This is a genomic window from Ramlibacter albus (genome assembly GCF_014297445.1).
GTDB classification, from domain to species: Bacteria; Pseudomonadota; Gammaproteobacteria; order Burkholderiales; family Burkholderiaceae_C; genus Ramlibacter; species Ramlibacter albus.
Window position 1 is genome coordinate 48,730 of record NZ_JACORU010000013.1, and the last position, 18,335, is coordinate 67,064.

Below are 18,335 nucleotides of genomic sequence, written 5' to 3' on the forward strand. Positions count from 1 at the left end.
CCATGCACCCCGCTTTCCGCAAGCTGCGCCTGCCCGCCATCGCGGCGCCCCTGTTCATCATCAGCACGCCGCAGCTGGTCATCGCGCAATGCAAGGCCGGCATCGTCGGCTCGATGCCGGCGCTCAATGCGCGCCCGCCCGAGCTGCTGGACGACTGGCTGGCCGAGATCACCGAGACCCTCGCCGCGCACGACCGCAAGCACCCCGAGGCGCCCGCGGCGCCGTTCGCCATCAACCAGATCGTGCACCGGAGCAACACGCGGCTGGAGCACGACATGGCCGTGTGCGAGCGCTACAAGGTGCCGATCGTCATCACGTCGCTCGGCGCGCGGCCCGAGATCAATGCCGCGGTGCACGGTTGGGGCGGTGTGGTGCTGCACGACGTGATCGACGATGCGTTCGCGCGCAAGGCGGTCGAGAAGGGCGCTGACGGGCTGGTCGCCGTCGCGGCCGGTGCGGGCGGGCATGCGGGCACCATCAGCCCTTTCGCGCTGGTGCACGAGATCCGCCGCTGGTTTCGCGGGCCGCTTGCGTTGAGCGGCGCAATCGCGACCGGTGACGCGCTGCTCGCGGCGCTGGCCGCAGGCGCGGACTTCGGCTACATCGGCTCGGCGTTCATCGCGACCGAGGAAGCGCGCGCCGACCCGGCCTACAAAGCGATGATCGTCGGCAGCAGCAGCCGCGACATCGTGTATTCCAACCTGTTCACCGGCGTGCACGGCAACTACCTTCGCGGCTCGATCGTGGCCGCGGGGCTGGACCCGGACGCGCTGCCGCAGAGCGACGCGAGCCAGATGAACTTCGGCACCGACCGCAAGAAGCCGTGGAAGGACATCTGGGGTTGCGGGCAGGGGATCGCCGCGGTGACCGAGGTCGTGCCCACCGCGACGCTGGTCGCGCGGCTCGCGCGCGAGTACCGCGCGCGCCTGGACCGCCTGGCGAGCACGCACAAGGGTTAACCCCTGCCATCTTTTCCTTGATCTGGATCAAGGATTGCGCCTATTCTATTTCAAACGACTGTTTGAGGTAGCGTAGTGAAAATCTGGTTCCAGCTGCTCTCGTCGGAAACCGGCATGCGGGGTTTCCTCGACGCGACGCAGAAGCTCGTCGACCGGGCCATGCCGCCCGGCGTGACGGTCGAGGTCCGCGGCACGACGCACGGCGTCATCGGCGACCAGTACCGCCTGTTCTGCAACTACGACACGCGCGAGGTCATCGACAACGCGCTGCGCATCCGGCAGGAGGGCGGCTACGACGCGTTCGTCATCGCCAACTCGATGGACCCGGTCCTGGTCGAGCTGCGCGAGATGCTCGACATCCCGGTCGTCGCCTTCATGGAGACGTGCGCGTTCACGGCCTGCACGTTCGGCGAGCGCTTCGGCGTGATAGGCGTCAACCGCAAGCTGATGGCGTGGTACCGCTCCATCGTCTACGGCTACGGCATCGCCGACCGGCTGGCCGCGATGGAGCCGATGGAGGTGGCGGACACCCGCAGCCTCGACCTCGGCTTCACCGACTCGGCGTTCGGCGACATGCTGCAGGAGCAGCTCGTGGCGGCCGGCCGCCGCGCGATCGACAAGGGCGCGGAGGTGCTCTTCGTGGGCGGCCCGCCCGGCACGCTGATGGCCCAGCGCGGCGTCTTCACGATCGACGGCGTGCCGCTGCTGGACACCTACACGCTGCTCGCCAAGACGGCCGAGACCATGGCGGTCATGCACAAGCTCACCGGCACCTGCGTCAGCCGCCACCTCCTGTACGCCGCGCCGGCGCCCGAGCTCGTCCGCAAGGTCGGCGCGGCCTACGGTGTGCCGCCGCTTCGCAACGGTTGAGGGATCCCAATGAAACAGCTGTTTGAATTCATCCGCTGCGTCGTCGCGGCGGCGGCCCTCGTCGCCTTTGCGGGCGGCGCGTACGCGCAGGCTTGGCCTTCGAAGCCGATCCGCATCATCGTGCCGTTCTCCGCGGGCGGCGGCGTGGACACGCTCGCACGCATGGTCGGCCAGCGGCTGTCCGAGCAGGTGGGCCAGCCGGTGGTGGTCGAGAACAAGCCCGGCGCGGGCGGCAACATCGCCACCGCCTACGTGGCCACGCAGCCGGCGGACGGCTACACGCTGTTGATCGGCGCCAACGGGCTGGCGGCCAACACCACGCTCTACCGCAACCAGCCCTTCGACATGATGAAGGACTTCGCGGCGGTTGCGTACATCGGCGCGTCCCCGCTGATCCTCGTGGCCGCGCCCTCGTTCGCGCCGAAGAACATGCAGGAGCTGGTCGCGCTCGCGAAGTCGCAGCCGGGCAAGGTGACGTACGCAACAGGAGGCACCGGCACCTCCGGCCACCTCGCGAGCGAGATGCTCAAGGCCGCGGCGCAGGTCGACATCGCGCACGTGCCCTACAAGGGCGGCACGCAGGCGTTCGTGGACCTGCAGTCGGGCCGCGTGGACGTCATGTTCATCGACCCGCCGCTGGCCATGCCGCAGATCAAGGCCCAGCGCCTGAAGGCCATCGCGGTCGGCAGCGCCAAGCGCTTCGACCTGCTGCCGGACGTGCCCACGGTGGCCGAGTCGGGCGTGCCCGGCTTCGAGGCCACGGTGTGGTGGGGCTTCGTCGCACCCGGCAAGACACCGCCGGACGTGCTTGCGAAGCTCAACGCGGAGATCGTGAAGGCCATCGCGCACTCGTCGGTCAAGGACCGCCTGCACGACATGGGCGTGGTGCCCGCGGCGTGGTCGCCGGAGCAGTTCGGCCGCTTCCTCGGCACGGAAACCGAGAAGTGGGCCGTGGTCATCAAGCGCGCCAACATCCAGCCCGAATGAACGAGATGCCCGAACGCCTGCGGGACGACAGCGCGCCGGCCGCCTCCGCCGGCGCGCTCGACGACGCAACCCCCGCCCCCCGTGGCCGCAAGGCCCGTGCGCTCGCGGAGGTGTCGGTCGAGCGCAAGAAGGACCACATCCTCAACGCGGCCGAGGCCCTGTTCGCGGAAGAGGGCTTCGCGCAGGTCTCCATCCGCGACATCGCCGATGCCGCGCAGGCCAACGTCGCGGCGGTCAACTACCACTTCGGCTCCAAGGAAAAACTGTTCGAGGCGCTGTTCGCGCGCCGCGTGATCCCGGTCAACCAGCACCGCCTGGACCTGCTGGCCGCCGCCCGGGCGCGCGGCCGCGGCGGCAAGCCCGCCCTGCGCGACGTGGTGGAAGCCTTCGTGCGCCCGCCGCTGCTGCTGGGCGACCCGAAGTCGCACGGTTCGCAGGGCGTGGTGATGATGCGCTTCCTCAGCCGCATGCTGGCCATGCCCAAGGAGCACGTGTTCCTCGAGGCGTATTACGGCGAGGTGCGCAGCCGCTTCATCGCCACCTTCGCCGAGCTGCTGCCCAGGCTCTCGGCCGAGACGCTGCTGTGGCGCTACAACCTGATGGTCGGCGCGCTCATCTACGCGCTCGCCGGCCCGCAGCGCATGCTGCGCCCGCCCGCCGCGGAGCCCCGCACGCCGCGCAACTGGAACGTCGAGGACGCGATCGCCGAGGTCGTGGCTTTCTGCACCGCCGGCTTCGAGGCCGCACCCCGCAAGAAATAGGACCGCCATGCCCACACCCTTCAACCCGCCCGAGCTGTGCTCGCACTTCGTCGACGCCGCGGCCATGCCGTGGTCGCCGACGCAGTTCGAGGGCATCGAGATGAAGATCCTCTACAGCGACGACGACGGCCGCTCCGCCATCCTCTTCAAGCTCGCGCCCGGCGCGGTCGTGCCGCTGCACGAGCACCAGGCGCTGGAGATGACCTACATGCTCGAGGGCGACCTCACCGACCACGAAGGCTCGTGCACGCCGGGCAATTTCGTGTGGCGGCCGGGCGGCAACCGGCACATCGCGCACTCCAAGGGCGGCGCGGTGTTCCTCTCGATCTTCAACAAGCCCAACCTGTTCGAGTCGGGCACGCGGTTCTTCACGGAAGCGCAGGCGTGAACACGGGCATCGCCTTGCCGGACACCGCCGCGGGGCTGAAGCCGCTGCTGGCGGGCGCGCGCCTGGACCATGCGTGCATGGTGGTGCGCGACCGCGAGCGGGCGATCAACAACCTCTCGCTGCTGGTCGCGGGCCCGTTCGACCGCTTCGAGTACACCAACACCGCCATCGTGCTCGGCGAGCGCTGCACCTACACGCTGCACATGGCGCTGGCGCCGCTGTCCGCCGGCGTGGACCTCGAGATCATCGAGCTGCACGCGGGGCGCAACCCGGTGCACGAGCAGTTCCTGGCCGAGCGCGGGGAGGGCCTGCAGCACCTCGCGTTCGAGGTCGAGGACTTCGATGCGTCCATCGCCGCTTTCCGCGCCTCGGGCTTCCCGCCCATGCTGCAGAAGGAGAGCGGCACCGCGGTGGCCGTCTACATGGACACGCGCAGCGTGGGCGGCTTCTTCATCGAGCTGGTGCGCAAGGGCTTTCGGATGCGCGACCCTTCCACGTGGCCCGGCGCGGAGCAGCGGCCGTGAAGGTCAGCGCGCCCTTCGAGCCGGCCATCGTGGCGGGCGCCATGGAGCCGATGCTGGCGTTCTACCAGGGCGTGCTCGGCATGCAGCTCTTCTCGCTCGACGAGATCCCCGCGCAGCCCGCGCGCGCGGCGGGCCTGTCGCCGCAGGGCTATGCGATCGCGCGGCTCCAGACCGAAGGCGGGGACCGCCTGAAGATCGTCGTGCCGCAGCAGCCGGCCACGCCGGGCGCGCGCGGCGATTTCGTCATGCAGCGGCACGGCTTCGCGTACCTCACGTTCATCGTGCCCGACGTTCGCGCGGTCATCGCGGCGCTGCGCGGCGCCGGCGCGACGGTGCGCACCGGCGCCGAGCCGGTGGCATTCCGACCCGGCGTCGTGGACCTCGCGTTCGCCGAGGACCCCGAAGGCAATTGCGTGGAATTCGTGCAGCGCAACGACCTCGCCACCTACCGCCCGCACAGGGCTGGGGGTGGCGCATGAACCTGCAACTGAAGGACCAGGTGGTGCTGCTCACCGGCGGCAGCAGCGGCATCGGCCTGGCGACCGCGCAGCAGTTCGCGCGCGAAGGCGCGCGCCTCTTCATCTGCGCGCGTGGCGAAGGGCGCCTGCGCGAAGCCGCCGGGTCCATCGCCGCCGAGACCGGCACCGAGGTTGGCTTCCATGCCTGCGACGTGACGCGGCCCGCGGAGATCGACGGGCTGCGCGACGCGGTGATGGCCCGCTTCGGCCGCGTGGACGTACTCGTCAACAACGCGGGCACCGGCATCTACAAGCCGTTCCTCGAAGTCACCGACGACGAGCTCGTCAACGGCATGGCGCTGAACTTCTTCGCGCAGTTCCGCGTGACCCAGCGCATTGCGCCGGTGATGATCCGGCAGGGCGCGGGCGCCATTGTCAACGTCGCGGGCTGCTCCGGGCTGCAGGTGCTGGACCCGCCGTTCTTCTCCACCTGCACCGGCCCGGCGAAAGCGGCCGAGATCCGCTTCACCAAGGCGCTCGCCGCCGAGCTCGGCCAGCACGGCATCCGCGTGAACTGCGTCGCGCCGAACTTCGTGGAAGTGCCCGAACGCACGCAGGCCTGGGTGGCGCAGATGAGCCCGCCCGGCACGAGCCCCGAAGAGACCAAGAAGCAGTGGGCGCAGCGCGTCGCGCTGCCCGGCAAGCGCTGGTGCACGCTGGACGAGGCGGCCGCCACGATCGTGTTCGCGGCGTCGCCCGCGGCCGGCTACACCACCGGCGAAGTGTTCGTGGTCGACGGCGGCTTCGCGCGCGACTGAGCCCCTGCGCAAAGGACGACCCGCATGTTGCTTGCAGTTGAACCCCCTCCCGTCGTGGCCGCGCCCGTGCTGCGCATCCAGGGCGCCGGCAAGACGTATCGCAGCGCGGCGGGCCGCCCTGCGCCGGCCCTGCTGCCGGTGAACGAATCGATCGCGCCCGCGGAGTTCGTGAGCTTCGTGGGCCCCAGCGGCTGCGGCAAGACGACGCTGCTCAAGATGGCCGCGGGGCTGGTGGGCGCCAGCGAGGGGGCGATCACCTATCGCGACACGGGGCGCGGCATCCAGCCCGGCGCCTATGGTTTCGTGTTCCAGGGCGCGGCGCTGCTGCCGTGGCGCACGGTGCTCGAGAACGTGATGCTGCCGGCCGACATCCTGGGCCTGCCGCGCGCCGAGGCGCGCGAGCGCGCGCTGCGGCTCATCGAGCTGGTCCACCTCGGCCGCGCGGCCCACAGCTACCCGAACCAGCTGTCCGGCGGCATGCAGCAGCGCGCCTCGATCGCGCGCGCGCTGCTGCACGACCCCGAGGTGCTGTTCATGGACGAGCCCTTCGGCGCGCTCGACGCGATGACGCGCGAGCAGCTGAACATGGAGCTGCAGCGCATCAGCCGCGAGCAGCGCAAGACGGTGCTCTTCGTCACCCACGACATCGAGGAGGCCGTGCTGCTGTCCGACCGTGTCATGGTGTTCTCGCGCGGCCCGGGCCAGCTGGTGGCGACGCTGCCGATCGACCTGCCGCGGCCGCGCCTTCTTTCCACCAAGGGCGATGCGCGCTTCATCCGCGCCGTCGCCGAAATCCGGGCGCTGCTGGACCGCGGCGACGTCCGCCCCGCGGAGGTTGCGCATGGCTGACGCCGTCCTGGATGCACCCGCGCCCGTGCAGCGCGCCCCTCTCGGCGGCGGCACACGCGCTCTCGAATACGCCGCGTCGTTTACGCTGCTCGTGCTGCTGGTCGGGCTGGCCGAGGTCGCGGCGCAGCGCGGCTGGGTCTCCAAGCTCGTGCTGCCGGCGCCCAGCCAGATCTGGGCGGTGCTGGTCGACGGCTTCACGTCGGGCTTCTACCTGCCCCACCTGCGCTCCACCGTCGGCTCGATCTTCGCGGGCTTCTTCATCGCGGCCACCGCGGCGATCACCATCGCCGGCACGCTGGCGAGCGTGCCGGTGCTCGAGCGCGTGCTCACGCCGTTCTTCGTCGCCTTCCAGAGCATGCCCAAGGTCGCGATCGCGCCGCTGGTGGTCATCTGGTTCGGTTTCGGCGAGCTGTCCAAGACGGTGATCGTCATCACGGCGTGCTTCTTCCCGATCCTGATGAACGCGCTGCACGGCCTGAAGCTGCGCGACCGCGACCACCTCGAGCTGATGCGCTCGCTGGGCGCCACGCGCCTGCAGCTGTTCGTGCGCCTGCGGCTGCCGCACGCGCTGCCCTACATCTTCGCGGGGCTGCACATAGGCGTGATCTTCGCGCTGATCGGCACCGTGGTCGCCGAATTCGTGGGCACCAATGCAGGCGTCGGCTACGTGATGCTGCAGTCCAAGGCCAATTTCGACCTGCCCAGCGTGTACGCGTGCCTGCTGCTGCTCATGGCCATCGGTGTGCTGCTGCACGCGCTGATGAAGCAGCTGGAAAAGCGCGTGGCGTTCTGGGCGCAGGACATCAGCCAGGTCTCCGCCTGAGCCTTCCACTTCCACCACAAGGACACTCCCGATGCGACTCTGGTACCAGCTGCTTTCCTCCGAGACGGGGATGAAGAACTTCATCGCCGCCACCCAGAAACTCGTGGACCGCGTGGTCTCGCCCGGCACCACCGTCGAAGTGCGCGGCACCACGCAGGGCGTGCTGGGCGACCAGTACCGCCTGTTCTACAACTACGACACGCGCGAGGTGATCGACAACGCGCTGAAGGTGCGGCAGGGCGGCGGCTACGACGCGTTCGTGCTCGCCAACTCGCTCGACCCCGCGCTGGTGGAGCTGCGCGAGATGCTCGACATCCCCGTCGTGTCGTTCATGGAAGTGAACTGCTTCACCGCCTGCACGATGGGCGAGCGCTTCGGCTTCATCGTGGCCAACCGCAAGATCAGCGCGCGCTACCGCGAGATCATCCACGGCTACGGCCTGCGCGACCGCTTCGCCGGCTGCGAGGCGCTGTTCTTCGACGACGTGCGCAAGCAGGAGGACGCCTTCACCGACCCCGCGGTGGCCGATGCGGTGGTGGAGGAGACCAAGCGCGCCGCACGCCGCGCCATCGACCGCGGCGCCGAAGTGCTGGTGCTGCCCGGCCCGCCCGGCGCGCTGCTCGCGCAGATGGGCATCTTCGAGGTGGAGGGCGTGCCGGTGCTCGACACGTACACGCTGCTCGCGAAGGTTTCCGAAACGATGGCCGTGATGCACAAGCTCACGGGCGTGTGCGTGAGCCGCCGCACGCTGTACGAAGCCCCGCCGGCGGAGCTGGTGCGCAAGGTCGGCGCCGCCTACAAGGTCGACCTGCTGCGCGACGGCTGAACCCGCCGAACCCCACCCAAGGAGACAGACATGAAGCGACAGACGTTCCTCAAGGCGTGCCTGCTCGGCGCGGGCGCCGTGGCGGCCCCGCTCGGGCTGCGCGCCCAGCAGCGCACCAAGGTGGTGGTCGGCGGCGCCGTCACCACCATGCAGACGCTCGCGGCGTACTTCAGCTCCACGCCGCTGGAGCTGTACTGGAAAGAGGAGAACCTCGACGTCGAGGTGATCGGCCTGCCCGGCGCCAACGTCGCGCTGCAGGCGCTGCAGGCCAAGAAGGTGGACATGGTGCCGGGTACGCACTCGGCGCTCTTCGCGCTGCTCGAGAAATTCCCCGACGCGGGCCTGAAGACGTACTTCATCCACACCAACGCGCTCAACAGCCTGCCGGCGGTGCTGGACAAGAGCCCGCTGAAGACCATCGCGGACCTGAGCGGCAAGACGGTGGGCGTGCAGAGCCTGGCCAACAGCCAGGTGCCGATGCTCAAGGCGCTGGTGCAGCAGGCCGGCGGCAACCCCGCCAGCCTCAACTTCGTGGCGGTGGGCGAAGGCGTGGAAGCCGCGCATGCGCTCACGACCAACCGTGTCGACGCGCTCGCGCTTTACGACGGGCTCTATGCCGGCATCGAGGGCGAGGGCGTGAAGCTGCGCGAGCTGGCCGGCGACTTCGTCAAGCGCGAGAACGTCGGCTTCAACGCGGGCCTGATCGTGCGGCAGGAGGACATCGACAAGAACCGCCCGATGCTCATCGGGCTGGCGCGCGGTGTCGCGAAGTCGATCCTGTTCTGCCAGACCAACCCCGAGGCCGCCGTGCACATCCACTGGAAGGTGTACCCCGCGACCAGGCCGCGCGGCATGCCGGAGGCCGAAGCCATGCGCAAGAGCCTGCTGCCGCTGCAGGCGCGGCTGAAGAACGTGGAGAGGCCCGGCGGCCTGTTCGGCAACGTCACGGAGCGGCAGATCGCCGGCTACCAGCAACTGCTGGTGGCGGGTGGCCAGATGAAAGCGCCGATGCCGGCGGCCAAGGTGTGGGACGGCAGCATGGTGCGCGAGATCAACAACTTCGACCATGACAAGGTGATCCGCCAGGCGAAGCAGTGGAAGGCGTGACGCCGTGAACGGCGCCCGCAGCGTCGTCGAAACCCTGCTGGGCGCCGGCGTCGACACCTGTTTCGCGAACCCCGGCACGAGCGAGATGCATTTCGTGGCCGCGCTCGACCAGGCGCGCGGCATGCACTGCGTGCTCGGGCTGCAGGAGAACGTCGTCACCGGCATGGCCGACGGCTACTGGCGCATGGCGGGCAAGCCCGCGTGCACGCTGCTGCACTGCGGGCCGGGCCTGGCCAACGGCATGGCCAACCTGCACAACGCGCGGCGCGCGGGCAGCGGCATCGTCAACATCGTCGGCGACCAGGCCACCTGGCACCGGCCGCACGATCCGCCGCTGGCTGCCGACACCGAGGGCATGGCGCGCACCGTGTCGGCGTGGGTGCGCACCTGCAGCGCTGCGGCCGATGCCGGACGTGACGCGGCGGCCGCGATCGAGGCGGCGTGCACGCTGCCCGGCCAAGTGGCCACGCTCGTGTTGCCGTCGGACGCTTCGTGGGACGAGGGCGGCGAAGTGGCGCAAATGCACGCGCCCACCGCGCAGCCCGTCGACGGCCACGCCATCGACAACGCGGCGCGGGTGCTGCGCTCCGGCCGCAAGGTGCTTCTGCTGCTCGCGGGCGCCGCCGCGCTGGACGAAGGGCAGGCCGCGGCCTGGCGCATCGCCGCGGCCACGGGTGCGACGCTGATGGCCGACTACGTGATCGGTCGCGTCGCGCGCGGGCGCGGCCGGGTGCAGCTCGAGCGCGTGCCGTACAGCACCGACCTCGCGATCGAGGCGCTCGCGAAATTCGCGGACGTCGTGCTCGTGGGCGCGAAGGCGCCCGTCGGCTTCTTCGCTTACCCCGGCAAGCCGTCACGCCTGGTCGCGCCCGGCGCGAACGTGCACGTGCTGGCCCGGCCGGAGCAGGACGGCGTGGCCGCGCTGCGTGCGCTGGCCGAAGCGCTGCGCGTTCCGGCCGCGGCGATCCCCGATCCCGGCCCGCGTCCTGAGGTTGCAGGCGGCGCGCCGACACCCGAGAAGCTCGCGCAGACGGTGGCGGCCTTGCTGCCGGAGCAGGCGATCGTGTCGGACGAAAGCGTTTCGTACGGGCGCGGGTTCTACAAGTTCACGCACGCCGCGGCGCCGCACGACTGGCTGCACCTCGCGGGCGGCGCCATCGGCGACGGCCTGCCGGTGGCGACCGGCGCGGCCATCGGGTGCGGTGGCGGGCGACGCGTGCTCAGCCTGCAGGCCGACGGCTCGGCGATGTATTCGCTGCAGGCGCTGTGGACGCAGGCCCGCGAGAAGCTGCCGGTGACCACCGTGATCCTGAGCAACCGCAAGTACGCGATCCTGGTCAACGAACTGAAGGCCGTCGGCGCATCGCCGGGGCCGACGGCCATGCGCATGCTGGACCTCGCGAACCCGGAGCTGCGGTGGCCCGAGCTCGCGCGCGGCATGGGCGTGGAGGCCGCGACCGCGAGCACGATGGAAGAGTGCGCCTCGCTGATGAAGCAGGGCTTCGGCCGCGAAGGGCCGTTCCTCATCGAGCTGCTCGTCTGAGCGTTGCGCTCAATGCCGCGGCGTCGCGGACGCGCGGCCGTGCCGGCGCCGGTACCAGTCCGGCCGCTCGGGCGTGAGGTGCACCTGCAGCTCGGGCGCGCGCTCTTCCTCCATGCGCCGGAAGACGTTCACGAGGAAGTCGATGAAGAGCCGCACGCGCGGCAGCCGGCGCTGGCTGCTGCGGTAGAGCAGGTTGATCGGCGGCGCATGGCGCGACTCCCAATCGAGCAGCACGGGCACGAGCTGCCCGGTGCGCAGCGGCTCGCGGATCGACAGGTCGCTGAAGCGCCCCACGCCCTGTCCCGCGATGACGGCTTGCAGCACGTCGTCGCGGTGCGTGCTGACGAGCCAGCCCGACACCGATGCGGACCGCTTCAGGCCCTCACGCTCGTGCTCCCAGAAGTCGATGACCGTGCCCTCCTGGTCGCGGAACAGCAGGCATTGGTGCTGCTCCAGCTCTTCGATGGTGGACGGCACGCCGTGCTTGTTCCAGTAGCCGGGCGACGCGCAGATCAGCAGCCGCGTGTTGGCGAGCCGGCGCTGGATCAATCCTGCCGCTTCGGGCCAGCCATAGACCACCTGCACTTCCGCGACGTTCGCTTCGACGGCGGTGGGCTTGTCGACCGTGCGCACGTCGATCTGGATCTCGGGGTAGCGCGCGTGGAAGGCCGGAAGCTCTGGCAGGATGCAGTGCTGCGACAGGATGGTCGGGCAACCCACCACCAGCGTGCCCTTCGGCCGTGACGCGGCGCCGCGCAGCGCCTCGTCCGCGACCTGCAGCTGCTGCAGGATCGGTTGGCACATGTCGAGATACGCCGCGCCGTCGGCCGTGAGCTTGATGCCTTGCGGCGTGCGTTCGAACAGGTTCACGCCAAGATTGGTCTCCAGCGTCGAGACCAGCCTTGCCACGGCGGCGACGCTCACATCGAGCTCGCGCGCCGCGGCCGAGAAACTGCGGGTGCGGGCGGTGGCGAGGAAATATTCCAGGGCGCGCAGCTTGTCCATGGTTACTACCTAGAACGATAGGGTTCGGGGCTTCAACAATTTGTCAAAGCTCATTTTGACGTGCGCGAGGTTTCGCCGCACCGCCGGCATTCCTAGACTGGGGCGAATGGAACCCCACAAGGACAACGCATGATCACCGTCGGCAGCGACATCGGCGGCACCTTCACCGACTTCGTCCAGGTGGACGAAGGCACCGGCCGCATCGAGGTCTACAAGACCCTCACCACACCCTCCGACCCCTCCCTGGCCATCGACCAGGGCGTGCGCGAACTCGCGCAGCGCGCGGGCAGCACGGCCAAGCGCATCGACGCGATGGTGCACGGCACCACACTCGTCATCAACGCCGTCATCGAGCGCAAGGGCGCGCGCACCGGCCTGATCACGACGCGCGGGTTTCGCGACGTGCTGGAGATCGGCCGCGAGAAGCGGTTCGACGCTTACGACCTGCAGATCGAATTCCCGGCGCCGCTGGTGCCGCGGCGCCTGCGGCTGGAAGTGGACGAGCGCATGCACGCGAGTGGCGAAGTGCTGCAGCCGCTGGACGAAGCTTCGGTGCACAGTGCCGTGCAGGCGCTCATCGATGCCGACTGCGAATCAATCGCGGTCTGCCTGCTGCATTCCTACGCCAACCCCGCGCACGAGCGCCGCGTGGCGCAGATCGTGGCCGAGATGGCGCCGCAAGTGGCGGTGACGATCTCCAGCGAGGTGCTGCCGGAGATGAAGGAGTACGAGCGCACGAGCACCACCACGCTCAACGCGTACGCCAAGCCCGTCACCTCCCGCTACCTCACCAAGCTGGAAGAGCGCGTGCGCGCACAAGGCTTCGCCGGCGGCCTGCTGATGATGCAGTCCAGCGGCGGCATCAACTCCGTCGATTTCGCGCGGCAGTTCCCCGTACAGATCATCGAGTCCGGCCCTGCGGCCGGAACGCTCGGCGCCGCGCACTTCGCGCGCCTCGCGGACCTCGACAAGGTGCTCGCGTTCGACATGGGCGGCACCACCGCCAAGCTCGCGCTCGTGGAGAACGGCAAGGCGCTGCGCACCAACGACTTCGAAGTGGCGCACATGCACCGCTTCAAGCCCGGCAGCGGTTTGCCGGTCCGCATCTCCGTCGTCGACCTCATCGAGATCGGCGCGGGCGGTGGCAGCATCGCCAAGCGCACGCCGGTCGGCACTCTGCAAGTGGGCCCGGAGAGCTCCTCCGCGCAACCCGGCCCGGCGTGCTACGCGCAAGGCGGCACGCTGCCCACGGTCTCGGACGCCGACCTCGTGCTCGGCTATCTCGACGCCGAGCACTTCCTCGGCGGCCGCATGAAGCTCGACCGCGAAGCGGCGGTCGAAGCCATCCGCAAGCACCTCGCCGAGCCGCTGGGCATCACGGTGGAGGAAGCCGCGTTCGGCGTCCACGCCATCGTGAACGAGAACATGGCCTCGGCCGCCAAGGCCTATACCAGCGAGAAGGGCGAGAACCCCAAGTCCTGCGCGCTCGTGGGCTTCGGCGGCGCCGGCCCGGTGCACACCTGCGACCTCGCCGCGCGCCTCGCGATCGAGACCGTGCTGATCCCGCCGCGTGCCGGCGTTGCCGCCGCCTTCGGCATGATCGTCGCGCCCGTCACGTACGACGCGGTGCGTTCGCGCCGCACGCTGCTCTCGCGCATCACCCCCGAGTTGCTGGAGCAGGTGAGGGCCGAGCTGATGGCCGAGTGCCGCGAGCGCATGCCTTCGACGGTGGCGCCCGAGTCCATCACGTACGAATTCAGCGTGGACATGCGCTACGTGGGCCAGGGCTACGACGTCAACGCCGTGCTGCCTGCGCAGCTGAATACTGCCGAAGCCGCGGCGGCGATGCAGGAGGCCTTCGAGCGCAGCTACCGCAAGCTCTACGGCCGCACCTTCCCCGTGCCGCTGGAAGTGATGAACTTCCGCCTGTCCGCCAGCGCGAGCCGGAAGGTGATCGACCTGCCGACGGCCACCACCTCCGAAAGCAAGGGCGACGGCCGCGTCGGCAGCCGCCGCGCCTTCTGCGCCCGCACGAAGAGCTGGAAGGATTTCTCGGTGCACCGCCGCAGCGCCATCGCGCCCGGCGTCCACTTTGCCGGCCCCGCCATCGTGGAGGAAGATGAGTCCACCACGGTGATCCACAGCGACTCCTATGCGCACGTCGACGCGAACGGCAGCCTGATCATCCAACTCGAACCTGCAAGGAGCCACGCATGACCGCCGCCTCTCGCGCCATCGACCCCATCACGCTCGAGATGTACTGGCGCCGCATGGTGTCCATCGTGGGCGAGCTCGGCTCCACGCTGCGGCGCACGTCCTTCTCCACCGTGGTGCGCGACATCGGCGACTACGGCTGCGCGATCTTCGACGCACGCGCAAGGCTGCTCGCGCAGACGCCCGACAGCACACCCGGCCTGTGCGGCCCGCTCGGCGCCATGCTCAACCGCTTCCTCGAAGCCATCCCGCCCGCCACGTTGGTGGAAGGCGACGTGCTGATCGGCAACGACCCCTGGGCCGGCAGCGGCCACCACAACGACGTGAGCATCATGCTGCCGGTGTTCCACCGCGCGAAGCTGATCGGCTACGTGATGACGTGCTGCCACCACGTGGACATCGGCGGCCGCCGCGCCACCACCGAAAGCCGCGACAACTACGAGGAGGGCCTGCGCATCCCGATGCTCAAGTTCCACCGCGCTGGGGAGATGAACACGGACGTGCTCGCCTTCATCCAGTCCAACGTGCGTTCCAGCGAAACCGTGGTGGGCGACCTCGGTGCGCAGGTAGCCGCGTGCCACGTGGGCAGCGAGCGCATGCGCGAGCTGTGCACCGAGCTGGGCGCGCCCGACCTGCAGGCGCTGGCCGACGAGATCGTCGCGCGCAGCGAAGAGGTGACGCGCAGCGAGATCCGCAAGCTGCGCAAGGGCACTTTCTCGCACGACGCGCAGGTGGACATCGTCGGCGGCCAGACGCTGCTGATCCGCACCACGGTCACCATCACCGACGACGAGATCGTCGTGGACTACTCGGGTAGCTCGCCGCAGGTGGCGCCCGCGATCAACTGCACGCTCACCTACACGAGCGCGTACACCGTGTTCGGCATCCTGTGCATGCTGGACCTGCCGGTCGCCGTGAACGAGGGCACGCTGCGCCCGATCCGCGTCGTGGCGGAAGAAGGCAGCGTGCTCAACTGCCGCTTCCCCGCGCCGGTGTTCGGCCGCACCGCTATCGGCACCTTCCTGCCGGACTTCGTGTACCAGGCGATCGCGCCCGCCGCGCCGGAGCGCATCTGCGCGGAAGCGGGCGCCACGCCGATGTGGGGCCAGTACATGTTCGGCAAGCGCAGCGACGGCGAGAACTTCGCACCTTTCAACGTGTCCAGCGGCGGCCTCGGCGCGCGCGCGCATCGTGACGGTGTGTCGTGCCTCGCCTTTCCCTACAACGTGGGCAACACGCCGGCCGAAGTGGTCGAGAGTGAAGTGCCTGTGCTCGTCGAGGAGCGTTCGCTGTGGCAGGACTCGGCGGGCCCTGGCCAATTCCGCGGCGGGTTGGGCCAGCGCTATGTGCTGCGTCTGCTCGATGGCGATCTCGGCCCTTCCGGCGACGTGCTCGCCAGCTTCCGCGGCGGCCGCTTCATCCACCCGCCGCTGGGCGTGCTCGGTGGCGGCAGCGCGCCGCGCGGCTTCCTGTCCATCCGGGGCGACCAGCAGGACGCCGGCAAGCAGGTGGTGCTGCGCGCCGGCGACCGCATCGTCAGCCAGATCCCCGGCGGCGGCGGCTACGGCGACCCGCGCCAGCGCAGCCGCGAAGCGGTCAAGCGCGACCTGCAGGACGGCCTGATCTCCGCCGAGCATGCGCGCACGCAGTACGGCTACGAACCCACTCTTTGATTCCGCACGAAAGGCAGTTCACATGAAGACATCGAGAAGCCAGTGGATCCGCGGCGTGGCAGCCGGCCTGTTGGCGCTCGCGTTCGGCGCGGGCGCCTTCGCGCAGGGCGCTTACCCCAACCGCCCTATCAAGCTGATCGTGCCGTGGACGACGGCGGGCACGGTGGACATCTCGGCGCGCATGCTCGCAGAGCGCCTCTCGGCCAAGCTCGGCCAGCCGGTCGTGGTGGACAACCGCGCGGGTGCGACGGGGCAGATCGGTTCGCAAGCCGTCGCACGTTCGCCCGCCGACGGCTACACGCTGCTGGTGATGTCGGCCACCGTGCACTCGGTGTCGCCCAACATCCAGAAGACCTTCCCGTTCGACCCCATCGACGACTTCACGCCGGTTTCGGAGATCGTGCGCTTCCCGTACGCACTGGTCGTTTCGTCGAACAGCCCGTACCAGAGCGTGGCGGACCTCGTGGCTGCGGCGAAGAAGGCGCCGGGCACCATCTCCTACGGTTCGTTCGGCCCCGCGAGCGCGCCGTACCTGATCACCGAGATGCTGGCGCTGGCCTCGGGCACCAAGCTGCTGCACGTGCCGTACAAGGGCGCCGCACCTGCGATCACGGACGTGATGGCCGGCCACATCCACTTCTTCATCGACTCGCTGCCGTCGCCGCTGTCACAGGTGCGCGGCGGCAAGCTGCGCGCGCTGGCCGTGACGACCTCGCAGCGCTCGACCGTGCTGCCGAACGTGCCGACGCTCGCCGAGACGCTGCCCGGCTTCGAAGCGATTGCGTGGCTCGGTATCGCCGCGCCGCCGCAGACGCCGCGTGACGTGGTCGCGAAGCTGCACGCCGCGCTCCAGCAGATCGCCGCCGAGCCGGAGTACGGCGCGAAGCTGCGCGACATCGGCCTGGAGCCCACCGCGAGCGCCTCGCCCGAGCAGTTCCGCACCTTCCTGCAAGGGCAGAAGGCGCACTGGGCCAAGGTGATCAAGGACGCCAACATCCCGCTGAGCGACTGACCGGCATGCCGACGACACACGACTTGCGGACCGGCGAGGTCCGCGGCTTCCGCATGCTCATTGCGGGCGAGTGGCGCAGCGCTTCGGACGGCGAAACTTTCGAGAGCATCGACCCGTACACGCGGCGCGCGTGGGCGCGGGTGCCGCGTGCGAGTGCCGCCGACGTGGATGCGGCGGTCACCGCCGCGCGCCAGGCGTTCGAGTCGGGCCCGTGGGCTTCCATGCTGCCGGCGCAGCGCGCGCGGCTGCTGCGCAAGCTCGGCGAGCTGCTCGAAGGCCAGACCGACGAACTCACGCACGTGCAGGTGCTGGAGAACGGCAAGCTGATTCGCGAAGTGGGCGGCCAGGTGAAGGGCCTCGCTTCCCAGTGCTACTACTTCGCCGGCATGGCCGAATCGCTGCACGGCCACACGGTGCCGGTCAGCGTGCCCGACATGGTGAACTACACGGTGCGAGAGCCGATCGGCGTCATCGCGGCCGTGACGCCGTGGAACAGCCCGCTCTCGCTGCTGTTCTGGAAGCTGTGCCCCGCGCTCGCGGCGGGCAACACGATGGTGATCAAGCCGTCCGAGGTGACGCCGGTGTCCACGCTGGTGCTGGCGGAGTTGTTCGAGAAGGCGGGGTTCCCTCCTGGTGTCGTGAACGTCGTGACCGGCGATGCGCGCACGGGCGCGGCGCTGGCCAACCACCCCGGCGTGGACAAGATCGCGTTCACCGGTTCGACGCAGGCCGGCAAAAGCGTTGCGACGGCGGCTGCGCAGCGGCTTGCACGCGTGTCGCTCGAGCTCGGCGGCAAATCGCCCAACATCATCTTCCCGGATGCCGACATTGCCGGCGCGGTCAACGGCGTGCTCGCAGGCATCTTCGCTGCGACGGGGCAGACGTGCCTCGCCGGTTCGCGCGCGCTGGTTCACGTGGACATCATGGATGCGTTTGCGGCGGCGCTCGTCGAGAAGACGCGCCGCATCCGCATCGGCGACCCGCTGGACCCGGAGACCGAGATGGGCACCGTGTCCTGCCGCATGCAATACGACAAGGTGCTGCAGTACATCGAGATCGCCAAGGCGGAAGGCGCGACGCTCCTGTGTGGCGGCCGGCACCCGACCGACCCGGCGCTGCAGCAGGGCCTGTTCGTGGAGCCCACGATCTTCGGCAACGTACGCAACGACATGCGCATCGCGCAGGAAGAGGTGTTCGGCCCGGTGCTGTGCCTGATCCCGTTCACCGACGAGGACGACGCGGTGCGCATCGCCAACGACAGCCGCTTCGGCCTGGCCGCGGGCGTGTGGACCAACGACATCAAGCGCGCGCACCGCATGACGAGGCGCCTGCGTGCGGGCACGGTCTGGGTGAATACTTATCGCCGCACCAATTACGCCACGCCGTTCGGCGGCATGAAGGAAAGCGGCCTCGGGCGCGAGAATGGCCTCGAAGCGATCTACGATTACACGGAAACGAAGAGCGTGTGGATCGACACCGGCGCCGGCATCAAGGACCCGTTCAATCCGCGCGCCTGAG

18 protein-coding genes are annotated in these 18,335 nt (G+C 69.6%); 17 read left to right on the forward strand and 1 reads right to left on the reverse strand.

Going from position 1 to position 18,335, the window contains the following annotated elements; translation table 11 throughout:
* Positions 1 to 2 precede the first annotated feature (2 nt).
* The 13 genes from H8R02_RS25515 to H8R02_RS25575 all read left to right on the forward strand — a co-directional run bounded on the left by H8R02_RS25515 (position 3) and on the right by H8R02_RS25575 (position 10,913).
* Positions 3 to 959, forward strand: a complete 957-nt coding sequence (locus H8R02_RS25515; RefSeq protein WP_187084332.1) for an NAD(P)H-dependent flavin oxidoreductase — start codon at positions 3 to 5, stop codon at positions 957 to 959.
* Between the two features lie 75 nt (positions 960 to 1,034).
* The gene (locus H8R02_RS25520; protein ID WP_187084333.1) at positions 1,035 to 1,829 is read left to right on the forward strand and encodes an aspartate/glutamate racemase family protein; all 795 of its coding nucleotides are present in this window, start codon (positions 1,035 to 1,037) and stop codon (positions 1,827 to 1,829) included.
* A 9-nt stretch (positions 1,830 to 1,838) separates the two neighbouring features.
* On the forward strand, positions 1,839 to 2,816 hold the full coding sequence (locus tag H8R02_RS25525; RefSeq protein WP_187084334.1) for a tripartite tricarboxylate transporter substrate binding protein: 978 nt from the start codon (positions 1,839 to 1,841) through the stop codon (positions 2,814 to 2,816).
* Positions 2,813 to 3,577 carry a TetR/AcrR family transcriptional regulator gene (locus H8R02_RS25530; RefSeq protein WP_187084335.1) on the forward strand — a complete coding sequence of 255 codons (765 nt, stop codon included), beginning with the start codon at positions 2,813 to 2,815 and terminating at the stop codon, positions 3,575 to 3,577. The genes H8R02_RS25525 and H8R02_RS25530 overlap by 4 nt, the downstream gene beginning before the upstream one ends.
* 7 nt (positions 3,578 to 3,584) lie before the next feature.
* The gene (locus tag H8R02_RS25535; protein WP_187084336.1) at positions 3,585 to 3,965 is read left to right on the forward strand and encodes a cupin domain-containing protein; all 381 of its coding nucleotides are present in this window, start codon (positions 3,585 to 3,587) and stop codon (positions 3,963 to 3,965) included.
* Positions 3,962 to 4,489, forward strand: coding sequence for a VOC family protein (locus tag H8R02_RS25540; RefSeq protein WP_187084337.1), 528 nt, complete (start codon positions 3,962 to 3,964; stop codon positions 4,487 to 4,489). Before H8R02_RS25535 ends, H8R02_RS25540 begins: the two co-directional genes overlap by 4 nt.
* Positions 4,486 to 4,968, forward strand: coding sequence for a VOC family protein (locus H8R02_RS25545; protein ID WP_187084338.1), 483 nt, complete (start codon positions 4,486 to 4,488; stop codon positions 4,966 to 4,968). The genes H8R02_RS25540 and H8R02_RS25545 overlap by 4 nt, the downstream gene beginning before the upstream one ends.
* Positions 4,965 to 5,765 (forward strand): SDR family NAD(P)-dependent oxidoreductase, encoded by an 801-nt coding sequence (locus tag H8R02_RS25550; RefSeq protein ID WP_187084339.1) that lies wholly within the window; start codon positions 4,965 to 4,967, stop codon positions 5,763 to 5,765. The genes H8R02_RS25545 and H8R02_RS25550 overlap by 4 nt, the downstream gene beginning before the upstream one ends.
* A gap of 24 nt (positions 5,766 to 5,789) precedes the next feature.
* Positions 5,790 to 6,614, forward strand: coding sequence for an ABC transporter ATP-binding protein (locus H8R02_RS25555; RefSeq protein ID WP_187084340.1), 825 nt, complete (start codon positions 5,790 to 5,792; stop codon positions 6,612 to 6,614).
* Positions 6,607 to 7,437: an ABC transporter permease gene (locus H8R02_RS25560; protein ID WP_187084341.1), complete on the forward strand. Its 831-nt coding sequence runs from the start codon at positions 6,607 to 6,609 to the stop codon at positions 7,435 to 7,437. The genes H8R02_RS25555 and H8R02_RS25560 overlap by 8 nt, the downstream gene beginning before the upstream one ends.
* Positions 7,438 to 7,468: 31 nt before the next feature.
* Positions 7,469 to 8,263: an aspartate/glutamate racemase family protein gene (locus tag H8R02_RS25565; protein ID WP_187084342.1), complete on the forward strand. Its 795-nt coding sequence runs from the start codon at positions 7,469 to 7,471 to the stop codon at positions 8,261 to 8,263.
* Positions 8,264 to 8,293: 30 nt separating this feature from the next.
* Positions 8,294 to 9,370, forward strand: coding sequence for an ABC transporter substrate-binding protein (locus H8R02_RS25570; RefSeq protein ID WP_187084343.1), 1,077 nt, complete (start codon positions 8,294 to 8,296; stop codon positions 9,368 to 9,370).
* A gap of 4 nt (positions 9,371 to 9,374) precedes the next feature.
* On the forward strand, positions 9,375 to 10,913 hold the full coding sequence (locus H8R02_RS25575) for an acetolactate synthase large subunit (RefSeq protein WP_187084344.1): 1,539 nt from the start codon (positions 9,375 to 9,377) through the stop codon (positions 10,911 to 10,913).
* A 9-nt stretch (positions 10,914 to 10,922) separates the two neighbouring features.
* On the opposite strand, the gene H8R02_RS25580 is transcribed toward H8R02_RS25575, so the two are convergent.
* Entirely contained in the window at positions 10,923 to 11,918 is a 996-nt protein-coding gene (locus tag H8R02_RS25580) for a LysR family transcriptional regulator (RefSeq protein WP_187084345.1), read from the reverse strand.
* A 129-nt stretch (positions 11,919 to 12,047) separates the two neighbouring features.
* Between H8R02_RS25580 and H8R02_RS25585 the strand changes: the two genes are divergently transcribed.
* The 4 genes from H8R02_RS25585 to H8R02_RS25600 are packed head-to-tail and all read left to right on the forward strand — an operon-like array spanning position 12,048 to position 18,334.
* On the forward strand, positions 12,048 to 14,135 hold the full coding sequence (locus H8R02_RS25585) for a hydantoinase/oxoprolinase family protein (RefSeq protein WP_187084346.1): 2,088 nt from the start codon (positions 12,048 to 12,050) through the stop codon (positions 14,133 to 14,135).
* A complete protein-coding gene (locus tag H8R02_RS25590; RefSeq protein WP_187084347.1) occupies positions 14,132 to 15,805 on the forward strand; it encodes a hydantoinase B/oxoprolinase family protein in 1,674 nt (557 codons plus the stop codon). The genes H8R02_RS25585 and H8R02_RS25590 overlap by 4 nt, the downstream gene beginning before the upstream one ends.
* 22 nt (positions 15,806 to 15,827) lie before the next feature.
* Positions 15,828 to 16,817 (forward strand): Bug family tripartite tricarboxylate transporter substrate binding protein, encoded by a 990-nt coding sequence (locus H8R02_RS25595; protein ID WP_187084348.1) that lies wholly within the window; start codon positions 15,828 to 15,830, stop codon positions 16,815 to 16,817.
* 5 nt (positions 16,818 to 16,822) lie between these two features.
* Positions 16,823 to 18,334, forward strand: a complete 1,512-nt coding sequence (locus H8R02_RS25600; protein ID WP_187084349.1) for an aldehyde dehydrogenase — start codon at positions 16,823 to 16,825, stop codon at positions 18,332 to 18,334.
* Position 18,335: the final 1 nt, after the last annotated feature.

Bases quoted from the DNA above. Each gene is read 5' to 3' on its own strand.
- H8R02_RS25535 (WP_187084336.1), top strand. From the start codon at position 3,585: ATGCCCACACCCTTCAACCCGCCCGAGCTGTGCTCGCACTTCGTCGAC.
- H8R02_RS25570 (WP_187084343.1), top strand. From the start codon at position 8,294: ATGAAGCGACAGACGTTCCTCAAGGCGTGCCTGCTCGGCGCGGGCGCC.
- H8R02_RS25595 (WP_187084348.1), top strand. From the start codon at position 15,828: ATGAAGACATCGAGAAGCCAGTGGATCCGCGGCGTGGCAGCCGGCCTG.
- H8R02_RS25585 (WP_187084346.1), top strand. From the start codon at position 12,048: ATGATCACCGTCGGCAGCGACATCGGCGGCACCTTCACCGACTTCGTC.
- H8R02_RS25550 (WP_187084339.1), top strand. From the start codon at position 4,965: ATGAACCTGCAACTGAAGGACCAGGTGGTGCTGCTCACCGGCGGCAGC.
- H8R02_RS25525 (WP_187084334.1), top strand. From the start codon at position 1,839: ATGAAACAGCTGTTTGAATTCATCCGCTGCGTCGTCGCGGCGGCGGCC.
- H8R02_RS25600 (WP_187084349.1), top strand. From the start codon at position 16,823: ATGCCGACGACACACGACTTGCGGACCGGCGAGGTCCGCGGCTTCCGC.
- H8R02_RS25590 (WP_187084347.1), top strand. From the start codon at position 14,132: ATGACCGCCGCCTCTCGCGCCATCGACCCCATCACGCTCGAGATGTAC.
- H8R02_RS25565 (WP_187084342.1), top strand. From the start codon at position 7,469: ATGCGACTCTGGTACCAGCTGCTTTCCTCCGAGACGGGGATGAAGAAC.
- H8R02_RS25530 (WP_187084335.1), top strand. From the start codon at position 2,813: ATGAACGAGATGCCCGAACGCCTGCGGGACGACAGCGCGCCGGCCGCC.
- H8R02_RS25555 (WP_187084340.1), top strand. From the start codon at position 5,790: ATGTTGCTTGCAGTTGAACCCCCTCCCGTCGTGGCCGCGCCCGTGCTG.
- H8R02_RS25515 (WP_187084332.1), top strand. From the start codon at position 3: ATGCACCCCGCTTTCCGCAAGCTGCGCCTGCCCGCCATCGCGGCGCCC.
- H8R02_RS25560 (WP_187084341.1), top strand. From the start codon at position 6,607: ATGGCTGACGCCGTCCTGGATGCACCCGCGCCCGTGCAGCGCGCCCCT.
- H8R02_RS25580 (WP_187084345.1), bottom strand. From the start codon at position 11,918: ATGGACAAGCTGCGCGCCCTGGAATATTTCCTCGCCACCGCCCGCACC.